The organism is Comamonas sp. HJ-2 (assembly GCF_053615495.1).
The window spans coordinates 106002-125579 of the sequence record NZ_JBSIFD010000015.1 but is presented as its reverse complement, the minus strand read 5'-3'; the positions used below and the strand labels follow the sequence as shown (position 1 = coordinate 125579).

20 protein-coding genes are annotated in these 19578 nt (G+C 60.7%); 10 read left to right on the top strand and 10 right to left on the bottom strand.

Annotation, left to right across the window (positions count from 1 at the left end):
- Positions 1–1124: 1124 nt before the first annotated feature.
- The 9 genes from rpoH to ACWGXF_RS14170 all read left to right on the top strand — a co-directional run bounded on the left by rpoH (position 1125) and on the right by ACWGXF_RS14170 (position 10482).
- Positions 1125–2069: an RNA polymerase sigma factor RpoH gene (rpoH, locus tag ACWGXF_RS14210; protein ID WP_003071304.1), complete on the top strand. Its 945-nt coding sequence runs from the start codon at positions 1125–1127 to the stop codon at positions 2067–2069.
- A 142-nt stretch (positions 2070–2211) separates the two neighbouring features.
- Positions 2212–3210: a Bug family tripartite tricarboxylate transporter substrate binding protein gene (locus ACWGXF_RS14205; protein WP_012839677.1), complete on the top strand. Its 999-nt coding sequence runs from the start codon at positions 2212–2214 to the stop codon at positions 3208–3210.
- A 248-nt stretch (positions 3211–3458) separates the two neighbouring features.
- A complete protein-coding gene (locus ACWGXF_RS14200) occupies positions 3459–4202 on the top strand; it encodes a sterol desaturase family protein (protein WP_012839678.1) in 744 nt (247 codons plus the stop codon).
- Complete coding sequence (locus ACWGXF_RS14195) at positions 4203–5135, top strand: fatty acid desaturase (RefSeq protein WP_039050828.1); 933 nt, start codon at positions 4203–4205, stop codon at positions 5133–5135.
- A gap of 17 nt (positions 5136–5152) precedes the next feature.
- Positions 5153–7087, top strand: a complete 1935-nt coding sequence (locus tag ACWGXF_RS14190) for an iron-containing redox enzyme family protein (protein WP_202788444.1) — start codon at positions 5153–5155, stop codon at positions 7085–7087.
- Between the two features lie 31 nt (positions 7088–7118).
- Complete coding sequence (locus ACWGXF_RS14185) at positions 7119–8057, top strand: DUF6999 family protein (RefSeq protein ID WP_003051817.1); 939 nt, start codon at positions 7119–7121, stop codon at positions 8055–8057.
- Positions 8058–8060: 3 nt separating this feature from the next.
- On the top strand, positions 8061–8702 hold the full coding sequence (locus ACWGXF_RS14180; RefSeq protein ID WP_256628506.1) for a DMP19 family protein: 642 nt from the start codon (positions 8061–8063) through the stop codon (positions 8700–8702).
- Positions 8699–9289 carry an immunity 22 family protein gene (locus tag ACWGXF_RS14175; protein WP_054074869.1) on the top strand — a complete coding sequence of 197 codons (591 nt, stop codon included), beginning with the start codon at positions 8699–8701 and terminating at the stop codon, positions 9287–9289. Before ACWGXF_RS14180 ends, ACWGXF_RS14175 begins: the two co-directional genes overlap by 4 nt.
- Before the next feature lie 29 nt (positions 9290–9318).
- Positions 9319–10482, top strand: coding sequence for a hypothetical protein (locus tag ACWGXF_RS14170; RefSeq protein ID WP_256628507.1), 1164 nt, complete (start codon positions 9319–9321; stop codon positions 10480–10482).
- Positions 10483–10487: 5 nt separating this feature from the next.
- Here ACWGXF_RS14170 and ACWGXF_RS14165 read toward each other — a convergent pair whose 3' ends face one another.
- The 5 genes from ACWGXF_RS14165 to ACWGXF_RS14145 all read right to left on the bottom strand — a co-directional run bounded on the left by ACWGXF_RS14165 (position 10488) and on the right by ACWGXF_RS14145 (position 15587).
- On the bottom strand, positions 10488–12263 hold the full coding sequence (locus ACWGXF_RS14165) for a putative bifunctional diguanylate cyclase/phosphodiesterase (protein WP_003071294.1): 1776 nt from the start codon (positions 12261–12263) through the stop codon (positions 10488–10490).
- Positions 12264–12488: 225 nt separating this feature from the next.
- The gene (locus ACWGXF_RS14160) at positions 12489–13103 is read right to left on the bottom strand and encodes an SCO family protein (RefSeq protein ID WP_039050833.1); all 615 of its coding nucleotides are present in this window, start codon (positions 13101–13103) and stop codon (positions 12489–12491) included.
- A 6-nt stretch (positions 13104–13109) separates the two neighbouring features.
- Positions 13110–14033: a heme o synthase gene (gene cyoE, locus ACWGXF_RS14155; protein ID WP_046461867.1), complete on the bottom strand. Its 924-nt coding sequence runs from the start codon at positions 14031–14033 to the stop codon at positions 13110–13112.
- A gap of 74 nt (positions 14034–14107) precedes the next feature.
- A complete protein-coding gene (locus ACWGXF_RS14150) occupies positions 14108–14839 on the bottom strand; it encodes a thioredoxin domain-containing protein (protein WP_081007735.1) in 732 nt (243 codons plus the stop codon).
- Complete coding sequence (locus tag ACWGXF_RS14145) at positions 14775–15587, bottom strand: SURF1 family protein (protein WP_452102053.1); 813 nt, start codon at positions 15585–15587, stop codon at positions 14775–14777. Before ACWGXF_RS14145 ends, ACWGXF_RS14150 begins: the two co-directional genes overlap by 65 nt.
- 14 nt (positions 15588–15601) lie before the next feature.
- Between ACWGXF_RS14145 and ACWGXF_RS14140 the strand changes: the two genes are divergently transcribed.
- Positions 15602–15844, top strand: coding sequence for a twin transmembrane helix small protein (locus tag ACWGXF_RS14140; protein WP_041744308.1), 243 nt, complete (start codon positions 15602–15604; stop codon positions 15842–15844).
- 131 nt (positions 15845–15975) lie between these two features.
- Here ACWGXF_RS14140 and ACWGXF_RS14135 read toward each other — a convergent pair whose 3' ends face one another.
- From ACWGXF_RS14135 to ctaD, 5 genes are all read right to left on the bottom strand, one after another.
- Positions 15976–16857 carry a cytochrome c oxidase subunit 3 gene (locus ACWGXF_RS14135; RefSeq protein WP_012839691.1) on the bottom strand — a complete coding sequence of 294 codons (882 nt, stop codon included), beginning with the start codon at positions 16855–16857 and terminating at the stop codon, positions 15976–15978.
- Between the two features lie 88 nt (positions 16858–16945).
- On the bottom strand, positions 16946–17143 hold the full coding sequence (locus ACWGXF_RS14130) for a DUF2970 domain-containing protein (protein ID WP_003071276.1): 198 nt from the start codon (positions 17141–17143) through the stop codon (positions 16946–16948).
- On the bottom strand, positions 17140–17754 hold the full coding sequence (locus ACWGXF_RS14125) for a cytochrome c oxidase assembly protein (protein WP_034353987.1): 615 nt from the start codon (positions 17752–17754) through the stop codon (positions 17140–17142). Before ACWGXF_RS14125 ends, ACWGXF_RS14130 begins: the two co-directional genes overlap by 4 nt.
- A gap of 35 nt (positions 17755–17789) precedes the next feature.
- Positions 17790–17900: a cytochrome oxidase small assembly protein gene (locus tag ACWGXF_RS14120; protein ID WP_003071272.1), complete on the bottom strand. Its 111-nt coding sequence runs from the start codon at positions 17898–17900 to the stop codon at positions 17790–17792.
- 10 nt (positions 17901–17910) lie between these two features.
- Entirely contained in the window at positions 17911–19554 is a 1644-nt protein-coding gene (gene ctaD, locus ACWGXF_RS14115) for a cytochrome c oxidase subunit I (RefSeq protein ID WP_003071270.1), read from the bottom strand.
- Between the last annotated feature and the right edge of the window lie 24 nt (positions 19555–19578).

Genomic DNA, 19578 nt, shown 5'->3' with positions numbered 1-19578 from the left:
ATAACTTGAGTGAATTTCTGCTTTGGGTCGCAACATCATGTCTGTGTCAAATGACAGCAGACTTCCAGCAACCAATCGGCCTGCAACTAACATCCACTGTCCGCTACTCAACTGAAACCCGTCGTTGAGAATTCGCCAGCATCGATCTTCGGATAGCTGCTATGGAGCGGTGACCGATAGGTCACGATGCAGCCATGAGCAGCAGCAATCGCTGCACAGGAGGCATTGCAGGTGGAGGCTCGAACGACAGCAACGGGTCGAGTGCTGGCCGACGCGAACGGGTACCTCAGGTTGGTGGCTCTGCCCATCAAGTCTGCCGTTCGGTGACAGACCGCTCACAGCCTAAAGCCGCCAACTGCAAAAAAGGGCTGGCCGACTGCCTCTAGCCGAAATGTGAGCCTGTCAGGGAGCGAGCGCGGTAGCCAATGTCGCTCATCTTCTCAGTCAATCAATGATCGAGGCTGTCGGCTCACTGATAGCGAGCATTTGCTACAGAAGAGCAATGTTGCCGGTACACGCATTGAACCGTAGCCGACATCTAGTCTGCGGCTACTACAGCTCAACGTGACTGAGATCTAGCTAGTTATGCGCGACAAGCGTCGTTGCAAACGCATGGGCAACTAACTTGTTCAACACCGGTTCTACGACTTGGTAGCCCTCAAAAAACCACCTAATCCTTAGCGGCAAAAACTGCAGAATTCGAAAGGCGCAGCATGAGACGCGCATCGTGCGAGGCTGCATGGGTATCAGCTCCTGCCTGCTGGCAGCCTGGCACAGCCGAGTCTGCACAAAGGCCAACTAGGGGAGCACGGAATAACAGATTAACATGTTAATAAATTCCGGATTTTTTGAAGAATTCGCCTAAAAAATAATCAACCCCAGATGAGAGAAACTTGTGAAATTAATAATTTCACCAATCAAATCATATGGTTATGCAGTCGCTCTGGCTTCAAAGCAGTACAAAACTCAGTGAGAAAAGTACAAAACTCAAGAAGAATCGACACCACGAATCGACACGAGCCGCCTGAACCGTCAAAAACCAACAAAAGCTGTGGGAACTTTGTCTTTAGCACTCTCTCTAACGGAGTGCTAATATGAAGATCATGGAAGAAAGGAAACCTGCAATGAAAACTGCCTCCGGCTCCATTGCTACTGCCTTGGCGCCCGCGAACCCCTGGGCGCTGGTACCTCCGCTGGGCAACCTGGATGCCTATATCTCGGCGGTCAATCGTATGCCAATGCTCACCCTTGAGGAAGAGCAGGACTACGCTCGCAAGCTCAAAGAACACAATGATCTGGACGCCGCCGGGCGTCTGGTGATGTCCCACCTGCGTCTGGTCGTCTCCATCTCGCGCCAGTACCTGGGCTATGGTCTGCCTCACGGCGACCTGATTCAGGAAGGCAATGTGGGCCTGATGAAGGCTGTCAAACGATTCGACCCCGATCAGGGCGTGCGTCTGGTCAGCTACGCCATGCACTGGATCAAGGCGGAAATCCACGAGTACATTCTGAAGAACTGGCGCATGGTCAAGGTCGCCACGACCAAGGCCCAACGCAAGCTGTTCTTCAATCTGCGCTCGATGAAGCATGACCTGAAGTCCGATGCTGCCATGGCGGACGAAGAGCTGGCCCTGCGCGAGACGCTGACCTCGAACGAAATTGACGCGGTTGCTGCCAAGCTCAACGTCAAGCGCGAGGAAGTCATCGAGATGGAAACCCGTCTGGCCGGCGGCGATGTGCTGCTGGATCCTTCTCCCAGCGACGACGGAGAGCAGGCCTTCGGCCCCATCGCCTACCTGGCTGATGCCAGCCACGAGCCTACCGCCATGCTTGAATCGCGTCAGCGCGATCATCTGGCGACCGATGGTCTGGTCATGGCCCTGGAGGGACTGGATGACCGCAGCCGCCGCATCGTTGAAGAGCGCTGGCTCAAGGTCAATGACGACGGCTCTGGCGGCATGACGCTGCATGAGCTGGCTGCCGAATACGGTGTGAGCGCCGAGCGCATTCGCCAAATTGAGGTAGCCGCCATGAAAAAGATGAAAAAAGCGCTGGCCGAGTTTGCGTAAACGCCAACTTGCGCTCCAAGCCTTTAAAAGGCTGAAATGCTGAACCTCAAACCCGGATAATTTCCGGGTTTTTTATTTTTCGGCATTGATGCATGTTCTCATGCACACCGATCGCCTATCAAGAATTCAAAAGAGACCTGCCATGCCTATTCGCACTTCGCACATCTTGAAGAACCTGTCCCGCCGCAGCCTGGTTGCGGCAGGAGTCGCCATGGTGGCGACAGCAATGGCTCCGGCCGTCCTGGCAGCCGACAACTGGCCCGACAAGCCCCTTCATCTGATCGTGGGCTTCCCCGCAGGCTCCTCGCCCGACCTGACAGCCCGCGCATTGGCCGAGCCATTGGAGAAGAAGCTGGGTCAGACCATCATCGTGGAAAACCGCGTGGGAGCCGGCGGCAATATCGCCGGCGAATATGTCGCCAAGGCTGATGGCTACACCTTCAGCGTGATGATCAACGGCAATATGACCATTGCCAAGATGCTCAACCCTGCCGTGCGCTATGACCCCATCAAGGACCTGCAGCCCGTGAGCCTGATCGGCGTGGCTCCGCTGGTACTGGTAGCCCCTGCGTCGGCCCCACAAGGCAAGGCCTTTATGGAAGCGGCCGCCAAGGCTGGCGACAAATGGAGCTATGGCTCGCCCGGTGTCGGTACCGTGGGCCATCTGGGCATGGAACTGCTCAAGAGCCGCTCGGCCATCAAGGCCGTGCACGTGCCCTATACCGGCTATCCCCAAGTGTTCAACGGCATTCAGGGCGGCGATTTGAAGCTGTCCATGCTCCCTCCGGCACTGGCCATGGCACAGATTCAGGCCGGCAAGCTGCACGGCATTGGCGTAACCTCTGCAGCACGCAGCCCGCTGGCTCCCGGCCTTCCCAGCCTCAAAGAGCTCGGCGTCAACAACTTTGATCTGGAAATCTGGAACGCCGTGGCTGCGCCCAGGTCCATGCCCAAGGCCCATGTGGACAAACTGGCGGCTGCCGTCAGCGAGATCGTGCGTACGCCCGAGATGCGCCAGAAGCTGTCCATGCAAGGCTGGCAAGCCGTGGGCAGCTCGCCCGAAGGCCTGAGCAACCGCATCCAGCAGGATGTGAAGGCGCTGGGCACCATCATTCGCGAGCAGGGCATCACGGCGCAGTAAACACGCCCCCTGAGCCGCTTTGCGGCTTCCCCCGAGGGGGAAGACAGCCTCGCCGCGCGGCGGCGCTTGCTCGCAGTCACGCAGATGACGTGCGCCAGTTTTCCTCCATCCCACACGCTGAAGCTACTTCGGGTATCAACGAGAGCTACTGCGGCGTCCTTTATCATGCGCCCGACAGGCATGGGTTTACGCTATGCCGTCGGGCGCATTGTTGTATCTGGGGCAGCGCCACCGCTTTTGGAGCCTTCATGGACGCTGGTACCTGGTTCACGCAGCTCAATGCCTGGCAAGTCATGGCATTGGGCCTGGTTTTTTTCGGGGGTATTTATCTTCTGGGCGGCCTGCTCATGGGCGCTCTGACGGCATCTCTTGCCCGTGCCGGTATTGGTAAGCCACTGGATATACGTCCGCTCAAGCCCGACCAGTTGCAACGTGAATGGCGCCAGTCCTTTCATTCCATACTGATCTTCGGCATAGGCATGATCGTCCCCTGGGGCTTGCTGCAACTGGGCTGGGCCCAGCTCTCGCCCACCGCCAGTGCTGGACGCATCGTTGTGGAGATCTTTGCGCTGCTGATCTGGAACGATGTGCACTTCTGGATCAACCACCGCCTGCTGCACACGCGCCGCCTGGTGCGCTATCACGGCGACCATCATCGCTCCGTGGTGACCACGCCCTGGTCCACCTACAGCTTTCACCCCATCGAGGCGCTGATGCTGGGCAACATCATCTTGCTGCCCATGCTGGTGCATGACTTCTACTTCTGGTCGCTGGCCTCGGTGCCGGTGCTGAGTCTGATCCTGAATCTGATCGGCCACTCCAACTACGATTTTTTCCCCTCAGTCTCAGATACCCATCCACTGGCCGCCAGCCGCCGTCACCATCTGCACCACGCGCGCCCGGCAGGCAACTATGGCTTTGCGCTGGCCTTCATGGACCAGCTCATGCGCACGCGGGTCGCAGACAACACCCCCAAAAGCTCCAGTCACTGAATGAGCAGGCACCCAGGCCAGCGCCGGTATCCAGTCCTGCGTCACTGGCGGGACTGGCAATCCGTCTTCTACATGATTCTGCTGCCGCTGCTCGTGTGGTGGCAGTGGAGGCATGGCTTCAGCTTCATTCTCTACAGCATCGAGCTGTTTCTGACATTGGGAGTCGGCGTGATTCATCACAACCACACCCATGTGCGCATGTGGTGGGGGCGCTGGACCAACCGCTTCACCGATTACTGGCTGACCCTGCTTCAAGGCCACCCCACCTTTGTGTTCTGGCCCGCCCATGTGGCCAATCACCATCGATTTCGCCATGGACCGCGCGATCTGGCGCGCACCTACCGGCCAGAATGGGGTGGCGATACCAACCATCTTTGGGGCTACCTGATTCACCCGGTGCAGGCGGCTCTTGTGCTGTACCCGCTGTTCTTTCGCTGGCTGAACAATCTGCACCGTCACTGGCCTGGCGCCTTTCGCTACTGCATGGGGCAATACACGCTGTGGCTGGGAAGCTGGAGCTTCTTTCTCTGGCTGGACTGGCAAAAGGCGTTGATCTTCATCATTCTTCCCCAGTTGCACGGCCTGCACTGGCTGCTGGCTACCAACTATCTGCAGCATGCCCACGCCGATGGCCGGCCGATGACCAGAGCGCAGCGCAATACTCCAGGTATCGAGCTGAACTACGCGCGCAACTTTGAAGGCCTGGTCAACCCCCTGCTTTTTAATATTGGCCTGCACACCGCGCACCATGAATGCCCGCATGCCCACTGGTCCGAACTGAGCGGGCTGCATGAGCGCATTTACCGCCAACGGGTCACACCTGCATTGAACGAAGGTGGCCTGCTGCCTTATATGGGACGCGTGTTTGTATTGGGTCTGGTCTGGCCCGCGGCAAGAACCCAGCCGCAGATGCCGCCCGACGCTGTGAAGTAAAAACCTGTTGAGGATCTATGCCTGTTGCCTATTCCAAGGTCTATCTGCAATCTGCCGGCATGTTTCTGCCTGGTGCCCCGGTGGACAACGCTGGCATGGATGCGTTTGTAGCACCGCTGAACCGCATCTCCGAGCGCATCAAGCGCCGCATCCTGGCCGAAAACGGCATCCAGACCCGCCACTACGCCATTGATGGCGAAGGCCAGACGGTGTTCAGCAACGCCCGCATGGCTGCCGGCGCCATCGAGGAGACCCTGGCCCTGGCCGGCAAAAAGCTCGGCGATGTCGGCTTTCTGTCCAGCGGTTCCTCGGGGGGGGACGCGCTGATGCCCGGCTTTGCCAGCATGATTCAGGGCGAAATGGCCGCCCCGCCCATGGAAACTCTTTCTGTGCATGGGGTCTGCGCCGCCAGTGTGGGGGCCATGCAAGCCGCAGCCATGGCCGTGGAGAGCGGCGCCCATGCGCTGGCCCTGTCGGTGGCCAGCGAAATGCCCTCGCGCCTTTTCAAGCGCTCGCGCTTTGCAGCCCAGGGCTATGACACCGATTTCGACGCCCACTTTCTGCGCTGGATGCTGTCCGACGGCGCGGGCGCCGTGTTGCTGGGCGGCCCCAAGGCCCTGCCCCAGGCCAACGGACTGCGCCTCAAGCTCAAGTGGACGCACCAGCGCAGCTTTGCCGGCGACTACCCCGTGTGCATGCAGTTGGGCATGACGGCCGATCGCGGCAAAAGCCATCTGGACTTCCCTGCCTGGAGCGATGCCGAGGCCGCAGGCGCTCTGGCACTGCGCCAGGACATTCGCCTGCTGCCGCATCTGTTCGATGTCTGCATTCACGAATATGCAGCCCTGGCCCACCAAGGCTGGGTGCCCGAGCGCGGCATAGACCACTTTCTCTGCCACTATTCGTCGGAGCGCTTCATCCCTGTGGTCGACGAGCTGCTGGGCAAGGCCCAGCTCAGCATTCCACGCGAGCGCTGGTGGAGCAATCTGGCATGGCGCGGCAACACGGGTGCAGCGTCCATCTTCATCATGCTGTCGGAGTTTCTGCAAAAACAGGGCCAGAGCCTGAAAGCCGGCGACACCGTACTCTGCTTCATCCCCGAGTCGGGCCGCTTCACCGCAGGCTACATGCTATGGGAAGTAGAGCTTGACACGCAGACACACAAAGTGATTGAGGCCAATTTCCCTCAGAAATCCGTGCACACTACGACGCAAGCAGATGACGCGCTTCCCGATGTTTCGACCATCGCCGCGCCCCATGACCCAGCTGCAGCGCCATCGCAGCTGGCTCCGCTGCTGACAGAGCTGGCCAGCATCTGGCAGGATTACCGCAGCAATGTCTGGCGCACGCCCCTGCTCCAGCGCATGCGCACGCGCCAGTTGCAGATCACCGACTATCTGCGCTGGATGAGCCACTGGATTCCCCAGGTACGCGAAGGCAGTCTGTGGATGCGCGAAGGCGCGGCCTCGCTGACCGGTGACTACGCCACGCTGGCCTCGCTGATCGACCTGCATGCAGGCGAGGAGCAGAACGACTTCAAGATTCTGCACAGCGACTATCTGAAGGCCGGCGGCACCGAGACCGACATCAACCGCCTGCGCCGCAACCCCGGCGGCGAAGCGCTCAATGCCTATCTGCACAGCCTGGCTGCCACGCCCAACCCGATCGGCCTGCTGGGCGCCATCTACATCATCGAAGGCACGGGCCAGCGCATCGTTCCCAGCCTGCTGCCCCTGCTACGCCAGAGCCTGCCGCTGCCGCCCGATGCCTTCCGCTTTCTAGAATACCACGGTGCCAACGACGAGAACCACCTGGAGCGCTGGCTGCTGGCCGTGCAGATGGCGCTGGAGCTGGACAGCGAAGGCACGGCCCAGCAGGCCATACTGCAGACCGCACGCAACACGGCCGCCATGTACCTGATGCAGTTCCAACATGTGCTGACCGAGCGATAACTAGAAACAGCAAGAAGCACCGGGAGGATTCATGAAGAACGAGTTCAACGACCATGTCTGGGACGAGCGCGACCCCAGTCCCTGGCTGGCGCTCTACCTCGACCAGAGCACACCTTTGCCCGATGACGTCAAGGCCGCCTGGCTGCGCGACTGCAGCAGCAGCTCGCGCCAGTTCTTTCTGCCGGCCATGCGGCCGCTGGCGCGGCTGTCCATGATCATCATTCAGGCGCTGAAGATCTTTCTGCCCAAGCGCTGGTCGCACTCCATGCTGCTGCACCGCCTGCTGGCCTTCGGCATGAAGAAGTTTCTCTCGCCAGAGGCCAACTGGCTCATCATGCGCCACTTTCATCTGGGCTCCCAGGTACTGGCCTTCGTCGCCGCCAATGCCCCGACCAAAGTCAGCACCGCGCCATTGATGCCCATGGAAATCGACGATGTGAAGGACGAGTTGTTTCTCAAGCACGACCTCAACCTCTTCAACTTCGTAATCCGCCTGAACAAGGCTCTGCGCGAGAACGGGCAGGAACTGGTGCCCGTGGCCGAGCCCGATTTCTCCATGATCCGCGAGCCCGATCTCAGGCTCGAAGACATGCCGCGCGGGCGCTTCAACGTCATCGACCTGCAAAGCGCCATCGAGCTGTACACGCCCATCTACCAGTTGCTGCTGACCGACAACGACTTCTGGCGCGCCAGCAACTCGCTGCAGCTCGACGAAACCGTTGCCATCTACTGCGCCAAGATCCTGGCCTCGCCCGAGCATCTGGTGCTGCTCAACAACAAGCACCCCATGGTGCCGCTGTCCACCCTGTATGCGGCCTACCGCCTGGTGCTGCACGGCCTGTCCACCGAGATGCTGCACTCGCTGCTGACACGCATGGCCAATGGCGAGCACCCCATTCCCGCGCGCGAGCTGGCCAAGATGCACCGGGCCGCCGAGACGGTGATGGATCAGACCGCCGCACAAAGCTGAACCATGGACCCACGAAGCAATCGCATCACAGGCGTTCGCATCGACGAGCAGACCATCTGGCTGGCACTAGCGGATGGACGTGAACTGGCCGAGCCCATCAAACGGCATATCCGCCTGGAAAGCTCCGCGCCCGATCAAAGGCTGCACTGGGTTCTGACCGACGAGGATCACGGTCTGAACTGGCCGGCGCTGTGGCAGCCATCTCCCGAAGGCATGGTCAGCGTCTGGGACCTGGATCAGGACAGTCTCTACAACCAGGCTATGGGCGCGCTGCTCGCCGCCCAATGGGACATCACCCGGATATCTCCGGTCCAGCGTGAACTGGTGGCTCTGTGGCGCATGGAAGCCGATATCAACAACGGCGGCTTTCTGCAGTTTCTGGGCAACTGGGGAGTGGAGAACCATCAGCTCACCCTGCAGGCTCTGCAGGCCATAGGCGCTCCCCTCACGCATCAATGTCTGCAAGACATGTTTGCGGTACTCAAGCGCTTCGAGGAGACATCAGAAAATGTGGACTTCTCCGATCTGCCTGCACTGCTGACGGACGCCGAGCATGAGCAGTTGCAGGAACTGGAAGAAGCCTTCTGGGACTACCCGGAGCCTTTGAACAAGCTGGTGGTCATGCACTACGGACCCGTCCAATGAAATCTGAAAACAAATCCGGCAAGACCTATTCGCTGGCATTTCGCAAGGCTCTGGTGGACGAAGCGCTGAACCGCACACCCGGCGGCGGCTTTCCGGAACTGGAAAAGCGCCACCGCCTCAAGTCCGGAACCCTGTTCGACTGGGTCGAGGAGCTGGGTCCGACACCGCCGCCCGCGCCTTTTTCCGCATTGCATTTCTGGATCGGCAATACGCCGCTGGGCGAGCCGGAATTTGCCCGCTACTTTGAACATGCAGACAGTTACTGGGATCTGGAAGTCGAAGACATCGAGGGCAGCAGCGAAGATGTCACGGGTTGCGGTTTCTGCCAGGACCTGGGCAGAAAATTTCTGTTCGACGAAGACCTGCTGCTGGTGATCTGGCTGCCCGAGCCGGTCCCTGTCGCCGCCATCGCGGGACAAAGCACGCTGGACTCCGACGCATCGCTCGCGCTCATCGTGCAGGCCTGCGAGGCCCAAGGCATTCACACGGCCAACGCCATGTTTGTCTATGCCGACCCCTGCGAGACGATCACCGATCCTGACAAGCTCTACAACGGACTGAGCTACATCGGTCTTTTTGACGACTGACGCAGCTCAGGCGCTTTTCCACCTTCTTCATGCAAGACTTGATTGCCCAGATTTCGCAGCAATGGCTGCAGCTTCCGGATTGCCAGGCCGAACACAAGGACGCGGCCAGAACACGCATCAGCAGCAGCGCAGCAGCCGGCTCCATGGATGTCGAATTCTTTGTGCACCACGGTGGCAACGGCGCTTTCTCGGCCACCAGGTATGAGGAGGCCATGCAGTTGGGCGCCGAGCACAGGCTGCATGCCTGGATCACGCTGCGCGATGCGGCCGGTGAAGTCATACACCATGAAGTCAGCTGCAACCCCGGGCGCTTTGCACAGCTGCTGCATGAGTGGCGCACAGCGCCTGATGCAGCGCCGACGCAGGTCACCATCCAGGCCATGGCCCGCAGTCCATATACCGACGAGACTGAAGCCTGTGTACCTGCGATGGATCAGGATCTGAACCTCGGCATGCTGGACACGCTTGCCGATGCCGGGCCGGCGCTCGAACAGCTGCAGGCCGATGTGGCGGCCATCGACCCCGTGCGCCTGCTTCAATCCTGGCCACGCGATGATCGCGGACGACTTGCGGCGCGCACCACCGCCATACTCGCGGCCTATGGCCCCGCCACACGCAAGCGCCAGCCCTGCCTGATGGTTCGATCGGTGATGCAGTCAAAGATGCCCCGCTGGCAATTGCTTCTATCGTCCGAGTTTCTCTACAACTGCCGCCATCAATGGAGCGATGCCCGCTGGCTGTGGTCGTCAGCAGACACCCCCAAGGACTCTGAGCTGGAGCGCAAGGCACGCCAGCTGATGGCGCAAGGCAGGATCAGCGAGGCCTGCGCACTGTATGGCATCGAGCTGCACGAACGCGTGCGAAGACTAGCAGCAGGCCAGTCATTTCAGCGCTTCTCGCCCGCGCCAGAGCCCTGGGCGCAAGAACTGCGAGATGCTCTTCTGCAACTGGCTCCGTGGCGTCTCACAGCAGGCCTGCAACGCATACAGGAGCACCTGATTCAGGCCAACCGCAAGGCGCCCAAGCCCGGCAGCTGGGAGCGCAAGCTGTTCTGGTTCTCGGGCCAGCGCCAACAGGCGCGTTGGGGCCCCGGAGTGCGCTTCAACGAAGAAGGCAAGCCGGTGCTGGACCTGATCGTCACCGCATCCAACGAGCATTTTCCCGAGCCTGACTGGAAGCAGCAGCCACGCTAATCCCGTCAAACCACTGCCAGCCAGTCCCGCACCTGCTCGGCGGGCATGGCGCGCGAATGCAGCCAACCCTGGAAAAACTCGCAGCCGATGTCGCGCAGCAGCTGCAACTGATCGAGTTCTTCGACGCCTTCGGCCACCACCTCCAGATCCAGTGCATGGGCCATATGCACAATGCCGCCCATCAACCTGTCACGACAAGGCGAGGGAAACAGGAACTCCCGCCCCAGCTTGACGCGCTGCAGCGGCAGATATTGAAGATAGGCCAATGACGAATGGCCGGTGCCGAAATCATCCAGCGCAATCGTCACTCCCAACCGAGCCAGCCCCTGCAGCACTTCGCTCCCCTGAGCGGGATTGATCATGGCCTGGGATTCGGTCACTTCCAGCTCCAGCCATTGCGGCGGTACCTGATAGCGCTGCAGACAGCTGCTGACCTGCTCGACCAGATTCACCTGCCGCAGTTGATAGGCAGAAAGATTGACCGCTACCCGCAACGGCGTACCGGCCTTGAGCCACAAAGCGATCTGCTTGCAGGCTGCGTCGAGCACATAGTTGCCCAGAGCCACGATCTGGCCCGAGGCCTCGGCCACCGGAATAAAGCGCGCCGGACTGACATTGCCCAGCAAGGGATCATGCCAGCGCAGCAAGGCTTCCACAGCCACCACAGCGGCGCTCTCGACCTTGACCTGAGGCTGGTAGTGCAGTTGCAAGCCACCATAGCTGAGCGCCATGCGCAAGCGCTCGGCCAGTTGCACGCGTTCGGCCATTTCCTTGCCCATGGCGGGTTCGAAAAACACCGCATGGCCGCGCCCCTGGCCCTTGGCGCTGTACATGGCCATATCGGCGAAGCGCATCAGGTCGTCGCCGGTCTGCGCATCGTCGGGATAAAGGGCAATGCCCACGCTGGCACCAAAATCCAGTGCCAGCCCGTCATGCTTGAAGGGGATGGAGAGCGCCGCCAGTATCTGCTCGCTCCAGAAGCGGGCCCGGGCCGCATTCTCACCCACCAGCAGCACCATGAATTCGTCGCCACCCAGGCGTGCCAGCACGCCCTCGCTGCGCAGCTGGGATTTCAGCCGCCTGGCGACCTCCCGCAGCAGCTGATCGCCTGCGGCATGGCCGTAGCCGTCATTGATGGCCTTGAAGTTGTCGAGATCAAGTTGCAGCAGGGCCAGTGCTTCGCCGTCGGCCTGCGCCAGCTTGAGTTGCTCCTGCAGCTCCTGGCCGAATTGCCAGCGATTATTGAGGCCAGTCAAGGTGTCCTTGGTGGCCTGGAACTTCAGGCGTTGCTGCATCTGATGCAACTCCGTCACATCACGCACAAAGGCTATGGCCAGACCTTTGTCGTCATCGCCAAAATAGCCAAGAGCAATGTCCACCGGCACGGCATTGCCCTGCTTGCGCTGCAGCCACAGCACGCCACCCAGCCCCATGGGCCGGCGCGATGGCTGGGCGAAGTAGCTGCGCAGGTAATGGCCATGCCCGGCCTGAAACTCGGGCGGCAGCAGCGTGTCCAGCGCCTGCCCTTCGAGCTCGCCGCGCCCGTAGCCTGAAATGGCCTGCATGGCAGCATTGGCCGTCACGATGTTCCCGTCACGATCCACCAGCAAAATGCCGTCCGGAGCGGCATCCAGCGCCTGCTGCTCACGCCGGCTCAGCATGGCGGAAAGACTCACCCCCTCCTGCCAGGCCGACATGGCCAGCCGCAACCGGCGCTGGCAGTCCGCCAGCGCTGGTTCAGACACCGGTTTGAGCATTGAAGAAAAAGGGCATTCGGCCATACACGGACTCCAGATATCCACTCTGGCGTCCCTGCGTGCAGCCACTCCCCATGCTGCATCAACGGCCTGCATGCCCAACTCTAGGAAGCCGGATCGAGCCTTGCCAAGTGTTTGAAGTCGCTCACTATGCGCGCGAGATCGCACGCTCTCCTTGCGCTATATCAAACACCAACATGTAACAATAAATTTCAGAATCCGAGACCAATGCTGCTGGTCGCGACAGCTTCAGCCCAGCAGTGCCTTCACGTCCTGAGTCAGCAACTGGGGCCCCGCGCCGTAGCGCTCGTACACGCGCAAGCGGCCCTGGGGATCGAAAAGATAGGTACCGGCCGAATGATCGAGGGTGTAAGTTCCTTCAACCTTGCCTGGCACCTTCTTGAAGAAAATCTTGAAATCCTTGGCCACGGCAGCAATCTCGTCAGCCGTACCGCTGAGTCCCACAAAGCTCTCGTCGAAGTTGGCCAGGTAGGCCTTGAGTACCTCAGGCGTATCACGCTCGGGATCCAGGGACACAAACACGGCCTGCAGCTTGTCGCCATCGGCGCCCAGCGCCTGCTTGACTTCAAGCAGTTCCTGCAGCGTGGTGGGGCAGACATCAGGACACTGGGTGTAACCGAAGAACACGGCCACCACCTTGCCCGAGAAGTCCTTGAGACTGCGCTTTTTTCCGTGGACATCGGTGAGAGGAATGTCCTTGGCATAGTCTGCCCCCGTCACATCCACGCCCTGAAACTTGGGCTTGCTATCGTCCTTGCAGCCAGTCAATGTCAATGTGGCCGCACCGGCCAGTGTTGCGGCGCCTAAAGCGCCGAGTACGCGCAGCGCACCTCGTTTATCCATGATCGGTCAGGCCAGGTAATGATCCACCAGCAGCGCGGCAAACAGCAGGCTCAGATGGATCAGGGAAAAGCGGAAGGTCTTGCGTGCCAGCGCATCCGAGTAGTTGCGCAGCAGTGCCCAACCATAACCGCAAAAGCCCAACCCCAGAATCACTGCGGCAAAAAGGTAGAGATAGCCGCTCATTCCCACCACAAAAGGCAGCAGACAGCCGGCGAACAGCACCAGGGTATAGAGAAACACCTGCAGCCGCGTGAAGGCATTGCCATGCGTGACCGGCAGCATGGGCAGACCGGCGCGCCGGTAGTCCTCCACTCGGTACAGCGCCAGCGCCCAGAAATGCGGCGGCGTCCAGAGAAAGATGATGAGAAAAAGCAGCAGGGCTTCATGCCCTACCTGTCCCGTCATCGCCGCCCAGCCCAGAACAGGCGGCATGGCACCCGATGCCCCGCCGATGACGATGTTCTGGGGCGTCAATGGCTTGAGCACCAGGGTGTAAATCACGGCGTAGCCGATGAAGGTGGCCAGCGTCAGCCATAGCGTGAGCGCGTTCACGGCCAGCAGCAAGATGGCGGCCCCTGCGGCGCACAGCAAGGCCGAAAACAGCAAGGCCTGGGAATGCGAGAGCTCGCCGCGCGCCGTGGGGCGCCAGGCCGTGCGCTTCATGCGCGCATCGATGCTGCGCTCGACCAGGCAGTTGAAGGCCGCTGCCGCCGCGGCCACCAGCCAGATGCCTGCACATGCCACCAGCATGCGACCCCAGTCCTGCCAGCCGGGAGCGCCAGGCACGGCCAGCACCATGCCGATGAAGGCGCAAAAGACGATGAGCTGCACCACCTTGGGCTTGGTCAGCGCGTAATACTGTGCCCAGCGCGAAGCAGCCGCTCCTGCTGCCGGAACCGCGTCTTTCAAATCCGAGATTTCTGCCTGCATGCGGCCCTCCTCGCTGACCATGATTCAGATCGCTGATAGCGCTTGCGAGAGCCGGCTACCGCGGGTTTCAACAGCTATTTCTGCGCCGTTTCGGCCGTGGCTCGCCCGGCCTCATCCCAAGAGGCAGAGGCGCGCAGCAGCCGCTCCAGATCGCGCTTGGCCTTGCCGGCCGTGGCTTTGTCCATGTTTGCAGGAAAGCGCATCATCCAGTGACCCTGCGGATCGACCACATACAGATGCTCGTCCAGCGCATGTCCCGCCTCGGGCTTGAGCCAGTTGCCGATGACTGTAGCGGGCACACGCAGCGTTGTGGCTTGCTCGGCAGCAGGCAGGATTTTTTCAGGCACAGGCTGCTGGTCGCTGATGAGCCAGACCCAGTCCAGCCGGTCTTTTTCACGGCCCAGGGTTTCACGCAGCTGGCGCTGCAGATAGAGATGATCCTGACAGCGTTGCCCGCAGTCCCCGGCACTGGTGCTGAGCAGCAACCACTGGCCCTTGAGGCTGCTCAGATTCACGCTGCGTCCGTCCAGCGTATTGGCCTGTACCTCGGGCAGACCGGGCTGCTCGGCAATCAGCTCGCCATAGCTGCGCTGCTGCGAAGGACGCAACACGTAGTAGGTGAAGTAGGAGGCCAGCACCGGCGCCGCACAGACCAGCAGCACGGCCAGCATCTTCCAGCGACCGCTGCGCGCCTGGCTCTGTGCGGGATCGGGCAGGCCGTGGACCGCAAAGCTCAGCGGTTCATCCCTCGGGCTGCGCTGCGCGGCGGCCGGGGTAAAAGCGTCGGACGAGTTGAAACCAGACATAGAGCAACACCACCAAGACACTGAGTCCGAACCACTGAAAAGCATAGCCGTAGTGCTTTTGCACACCGGCATTGATCTGCGGCCAGTCGCGCAGCAAGCCTTCGCTGGCGCTGCCGCTTTGCACCACGCTCAGCGCCAGCAGCGGCAAGCCGCCTTGCTGCGCCCACAGGGCAATGTCTGCATTCTGTCGGATGCGCGACTTTTGCTCATCAGGGTCTGCCCCGCCATGGGCCGCTTCCAGCTCCATCAGCCTGGACGGCGGTGCCTCCAGCCTGCCCTCGATGCTGACCAGGCCTGCAGGCGTCTGCACCTCGGGCAGGAGCGCGCGGTCCATGAAGTTGCGTGGTGCCCAGCCACGCTGCACGACGACAACCCTGTGCCCGTGAGGCGCACTCAGTCTGAAAGGCGTGAGCACATAGAAGCCGGCGCGGCCCTGCATCTGCCGGTTGTCGAGAAAGATGGTCTGCTCGGCCAGCCACTGGCCCTGCAGTTGCACGGGTCGATGCAGCAGCGTCGCCTGTTGCGCTTGGCCGATGGATTCGGATGCCAGCGGCACTTCTGCTGCCAGTTGTGCGTTATGCCAGGGCTCCAGCGCCTGTTGGCGCATGATGGCATCAAAGATGGCCTGCTTCTGCGCTGCCCGGCCCAGTTGCCAAAAGCCCAGCGATGCTGTGGCGGCCACGCAGATCAAGGCCGCCGCAGAAATCAGTAGAAACCGCCAGAGGTCTGGAAATCGGGAAATGCGCACCAGATAATCCGTTCATGAAATTCGTGATCATTCTCGCCTTTCTCGCCATCTTGGCGAGTCTCGGCAGTGCGCTGTTCTTCATGATGCGCAGGGGCGACGACAGCGAAAGCTCGGAGGCCGACGACGCCGAGCGCAGCCGCAAGATGTTTCGCGCCCTGGCCCTGCGCGTGGCTTTGTCGGTTGCGCTGTTTCTCTGCGTTCTGCTGGCGGCCAAGATGGGATGGATACAGCCCACGGGCTGGCAGCCCGGGCAATAGACCGCTTTGCGCCGCGCTGGATAACGCTCCAAAAATAAAAGCGCCTTGCGCTTGCCATTCATAGAATTCAGCATTTTTTGATGCTGAATTCTATGTGGGTCATGCGCAAGACGCTTCTATTTTTGAATGTCTTACATCCAGTACACGAGGATGTAGAGAAAGACCCAGACCACGTCCACAAAGTGCCAGTACCAGGCCGCGCCTTCGAAGCCGAAGTGGTGCTTGTCGCTAAAGTCGCCCTTCATCAGGCGGATGGTGATGAAGAACAGCATCAGCATGCCCACCAGCACGTGGAAGCCGTGAAAGCCCGTCAGCATGTAGAAGGTGGAGCCGAAAACGCCCGAGTTGAGCTTGAGGTTGTAGTCGTTGTAGAGATGGTGGTATTCGTAGCCCTGCACGCAGAGGAAGACGAAACCCAGAATCACCGTCATCCACATGAAGCTGATGCAGCGCGCGCGGTTGTTGACCTGCAGCGCATGGTGGGCGATGGTCAGCGTCACGCCCGAGCTCAGCAGCAGCGCCGTGTTGATGGTGGGCAGCCAGAACGGACCCACGGTCTTGAAGGGCTCGACAATATTCGCGGGCGACGCCGTGGCACCGGGGGCAACGCTGGGCCACACGGACTGAAAGTTGGGCCACAGCAGCTCGTTGGCCAGGCTGCCCAGCGCCGGCACCGAGTGCGCGCGAGCCCACCACAGCGCAGTGAAGAAGGCGCCGAAGAACATCACCTCAGAGAAGATGAACCAGCTCATGCTCCAGCGGTAGGACAGGTCGATCTTGCGGCTGTTGAGCCCGGCCTCGCTTTCGCGCGCTGCATCGCGGAACCAGACGAACAGCACGGCCAGCCACCAGACCAGACCGACGAACAGGGAATACATTCCCCATTCGTGACCATTGATCCAGGTGCCTGCGCCCAGGATCACAAAGAACAGACCGATGGCCGCCATCACGGGATGGCTGGATTCGGCTGGCACATAGTAGTAAGGGGTTGCGCCCTGCGGGGTTGCACTCATCACTCGGCTCCTGACTCTGTTGATCGTTGTTTTGACCGACGCTCCACTATCACTTGCACTGCATTCGCCACACCTGTTTCAGCCAAGGCTAAACGACCAGGTTGACGATCCATATCAACGCTAATACCAAGGCAAAAATCGCCACCAGCCCCACGGCAATCACATGCAGCGGCGTGATGCTGGCGAAATCCTTTTCGTACTCCTTGCCCTTGCGCACGCCCAGCATGGCCCAGGCGACGGCCACAATGCTGCGCCAGAATCCGGTCTTCTTGACGTCCTGTGTCATGAGCTGCCTCCGGGCGTGACGACTGCCGCCGTGCTGGCATCGGGCGCTGCAGGGGTCTTGCCGCCCACCTCGAAGAAGGTGTAGGACAGCGTGATGGTCTTCACATCCTTGGAGATGCGCGGATCGATGACGAAGGCCACCGGCCACTCACGCTTCTCGCCGGGCTCCAGCGTGTACTGCGAAAAGCAGAAGCACTCCAGCTTGTTGAAGAAGGCCGTGGCCTGGCGCGGTGCATAGCTGGGGATGGCCTGCGCGGCCATGCGCCGGTTCTGCACGTTCTGGAACTCATACATCACCGTGGCCAGCTCGCCGGGGTGAACCTGCACCGAACGCATGGCCGGCTTGAAGTCCCAGGGACCGCGAGCATTGGCATCGAACTCCACGGTGATGGTGCGGCTGGTGTCGATCTGGCTGTTGGGCGGAAGCTTCACGTCGCGGCCCGCCACGCCGGCGCCGGGCACCTGCTTTTCAGACAGCGACAGGATGTTGATGCCCGTCAGCTCGCAGATATGCTTGTAGATGGGAATGAGCACATAGCCAAACGCAAACATGCCCAGGGCAACGATCGCCAATTTGCCCACCATCTTCGCGTTTTCCTTGGCTATGCTCACCTCAAGCTCCTCCACTCGGTTGCCATCGGGCTGCCTCAATGCAGCCAGGCCATCTTCACCACAAATCCGATAAAGAACACGACAGCCGTGGAGGCCAGGATCAGCCCCAGCCTCAGGTTGTTCTTGCGTTGCTCCTGGGTCGTCATACGCGCCTCCTCAAGCTATCACCTTCGTCGCGGTTTCATCGAGCTTGGGAGGCGTCTCGAAGGTGTGGAACGGCGCCGGAGAAGGCACTTCCCATTCCAGACCCTCGGCCGCTTCCCAGGGTTTTTGCGGTGCCTTCTCGCCATGGCCGCGCATGGCGGGCCAGACGACGAACAGGAAGAAGTACACCTGCATCAGACCGAAGCCAAAGCCGCCGATGGAGGCAATCATGTTGAAGTCGGCGAACTGCATGGGGTAGTCGGCATAGCGACGCGGCATGCCGGCCAGACCCAGGAAGTGCATGGGGAAGAAGGTGATGTTGAAGAAGATCAGCGAGCCCCAGAAATGGATGCGGCCACGCGTCTCGGAATACATCACGCCCGTCCACTTGGGCGACCAGTAGTAATAGCCGGCAAACATGGAGAACAGCGAACCGGCCACCAGCACATAGTGGAAGTGGGCCACCACGTAATAGGTGTCCTGCAGCTGGATGTCGATGGGCGCCATGGACAGTATCAGTCCCGTGAAGCCCCCCATGGTGAACACGAAAATGAAGCCCACGGCGAACAGCATCGGGGTTTCAAAGCTCATGGAGCCGCGCCACATGGTGGCCGTCCAGTTGAACACCTTCACGGCCGTGGGCACGGAGATCAGCATGGTCGCGTACATGAAGAACAGCTGACCCGTGACCGGCATGCCCGTGGTGAACATATGGTGCGCCCAGACGATGAAGGACAGGATGGCAATCGCCGCCACGGCATAGACCATGGAAGTGTAGCCAAACAGCTTCTTGCGGCTGAAGGCGGGCACGATCTGGCTGACGATGCCGAAGGCCGGCAAGATCATGATGTAGACCTCGGGGTGACCGAAGAACCAGAAGATGTGCTGGTACATCACCGGATCGCCACCGCCCGCAGGATTGAAGAAGCTGGTGCCGAAGTGGCGGTCGGTCAGCGTCATGGTGATGGCGCCGGCCAGCACCGGCATCACGGCGATCAGCAGATAGGCGGTGATCAGCCAGGTCCAGGCAAACAGCGGCATCTTCATCAGCGTCATGCCGGGCGCGCGCATGTTCAGGATGGTGACGATGATGTTGATCGCGCCCATGATGGAGCTGGCACCCATGATGTGCATGGCAAAGATGCTGGTGTCCATGGACGGACCCATCTGCAGCGTCAGCGGCGCATACAGCGTCCAGCCGGCCGCCGGCGCACCGCCGGGCATGAAGAACGAGCCCACCAGCATGATGCCGGCGGGAATCAGCAGCCAGAAGCTGAAGTTGTTCATGCGCGCAAACGCCATGTCGGAAGCACCGATCTGCAGCGGCAGCATCCAGTTCGCGAAGCCCACGAAGGCCGGCATGATGGCGCCGAACACCATGATCAGGCCGTGCATGGTGGTGAGCTGGTTGAACAGCTCGGGGTTGACGATCTGCAGGCCAGGCTCGAACAGCTCGGCACGGATCAGCATGGCCAGAATGCCTCCCACCATCAGCATGGTGAAGGAGAACAGCAGGTACATCGTGCCGATGTCCTTGTGGTTGGTGGCAAACAGCCAGCGGCGCCAGCCCGAGGGCATGGCGTGGTGATGGTCGTCGTGCCCATGGTCGTGACCATGGCCCTCATGGGTGTGGACGGGAGGAACTACGGCGCTCATATTCTTTTCTCCAATCGGTCTCTA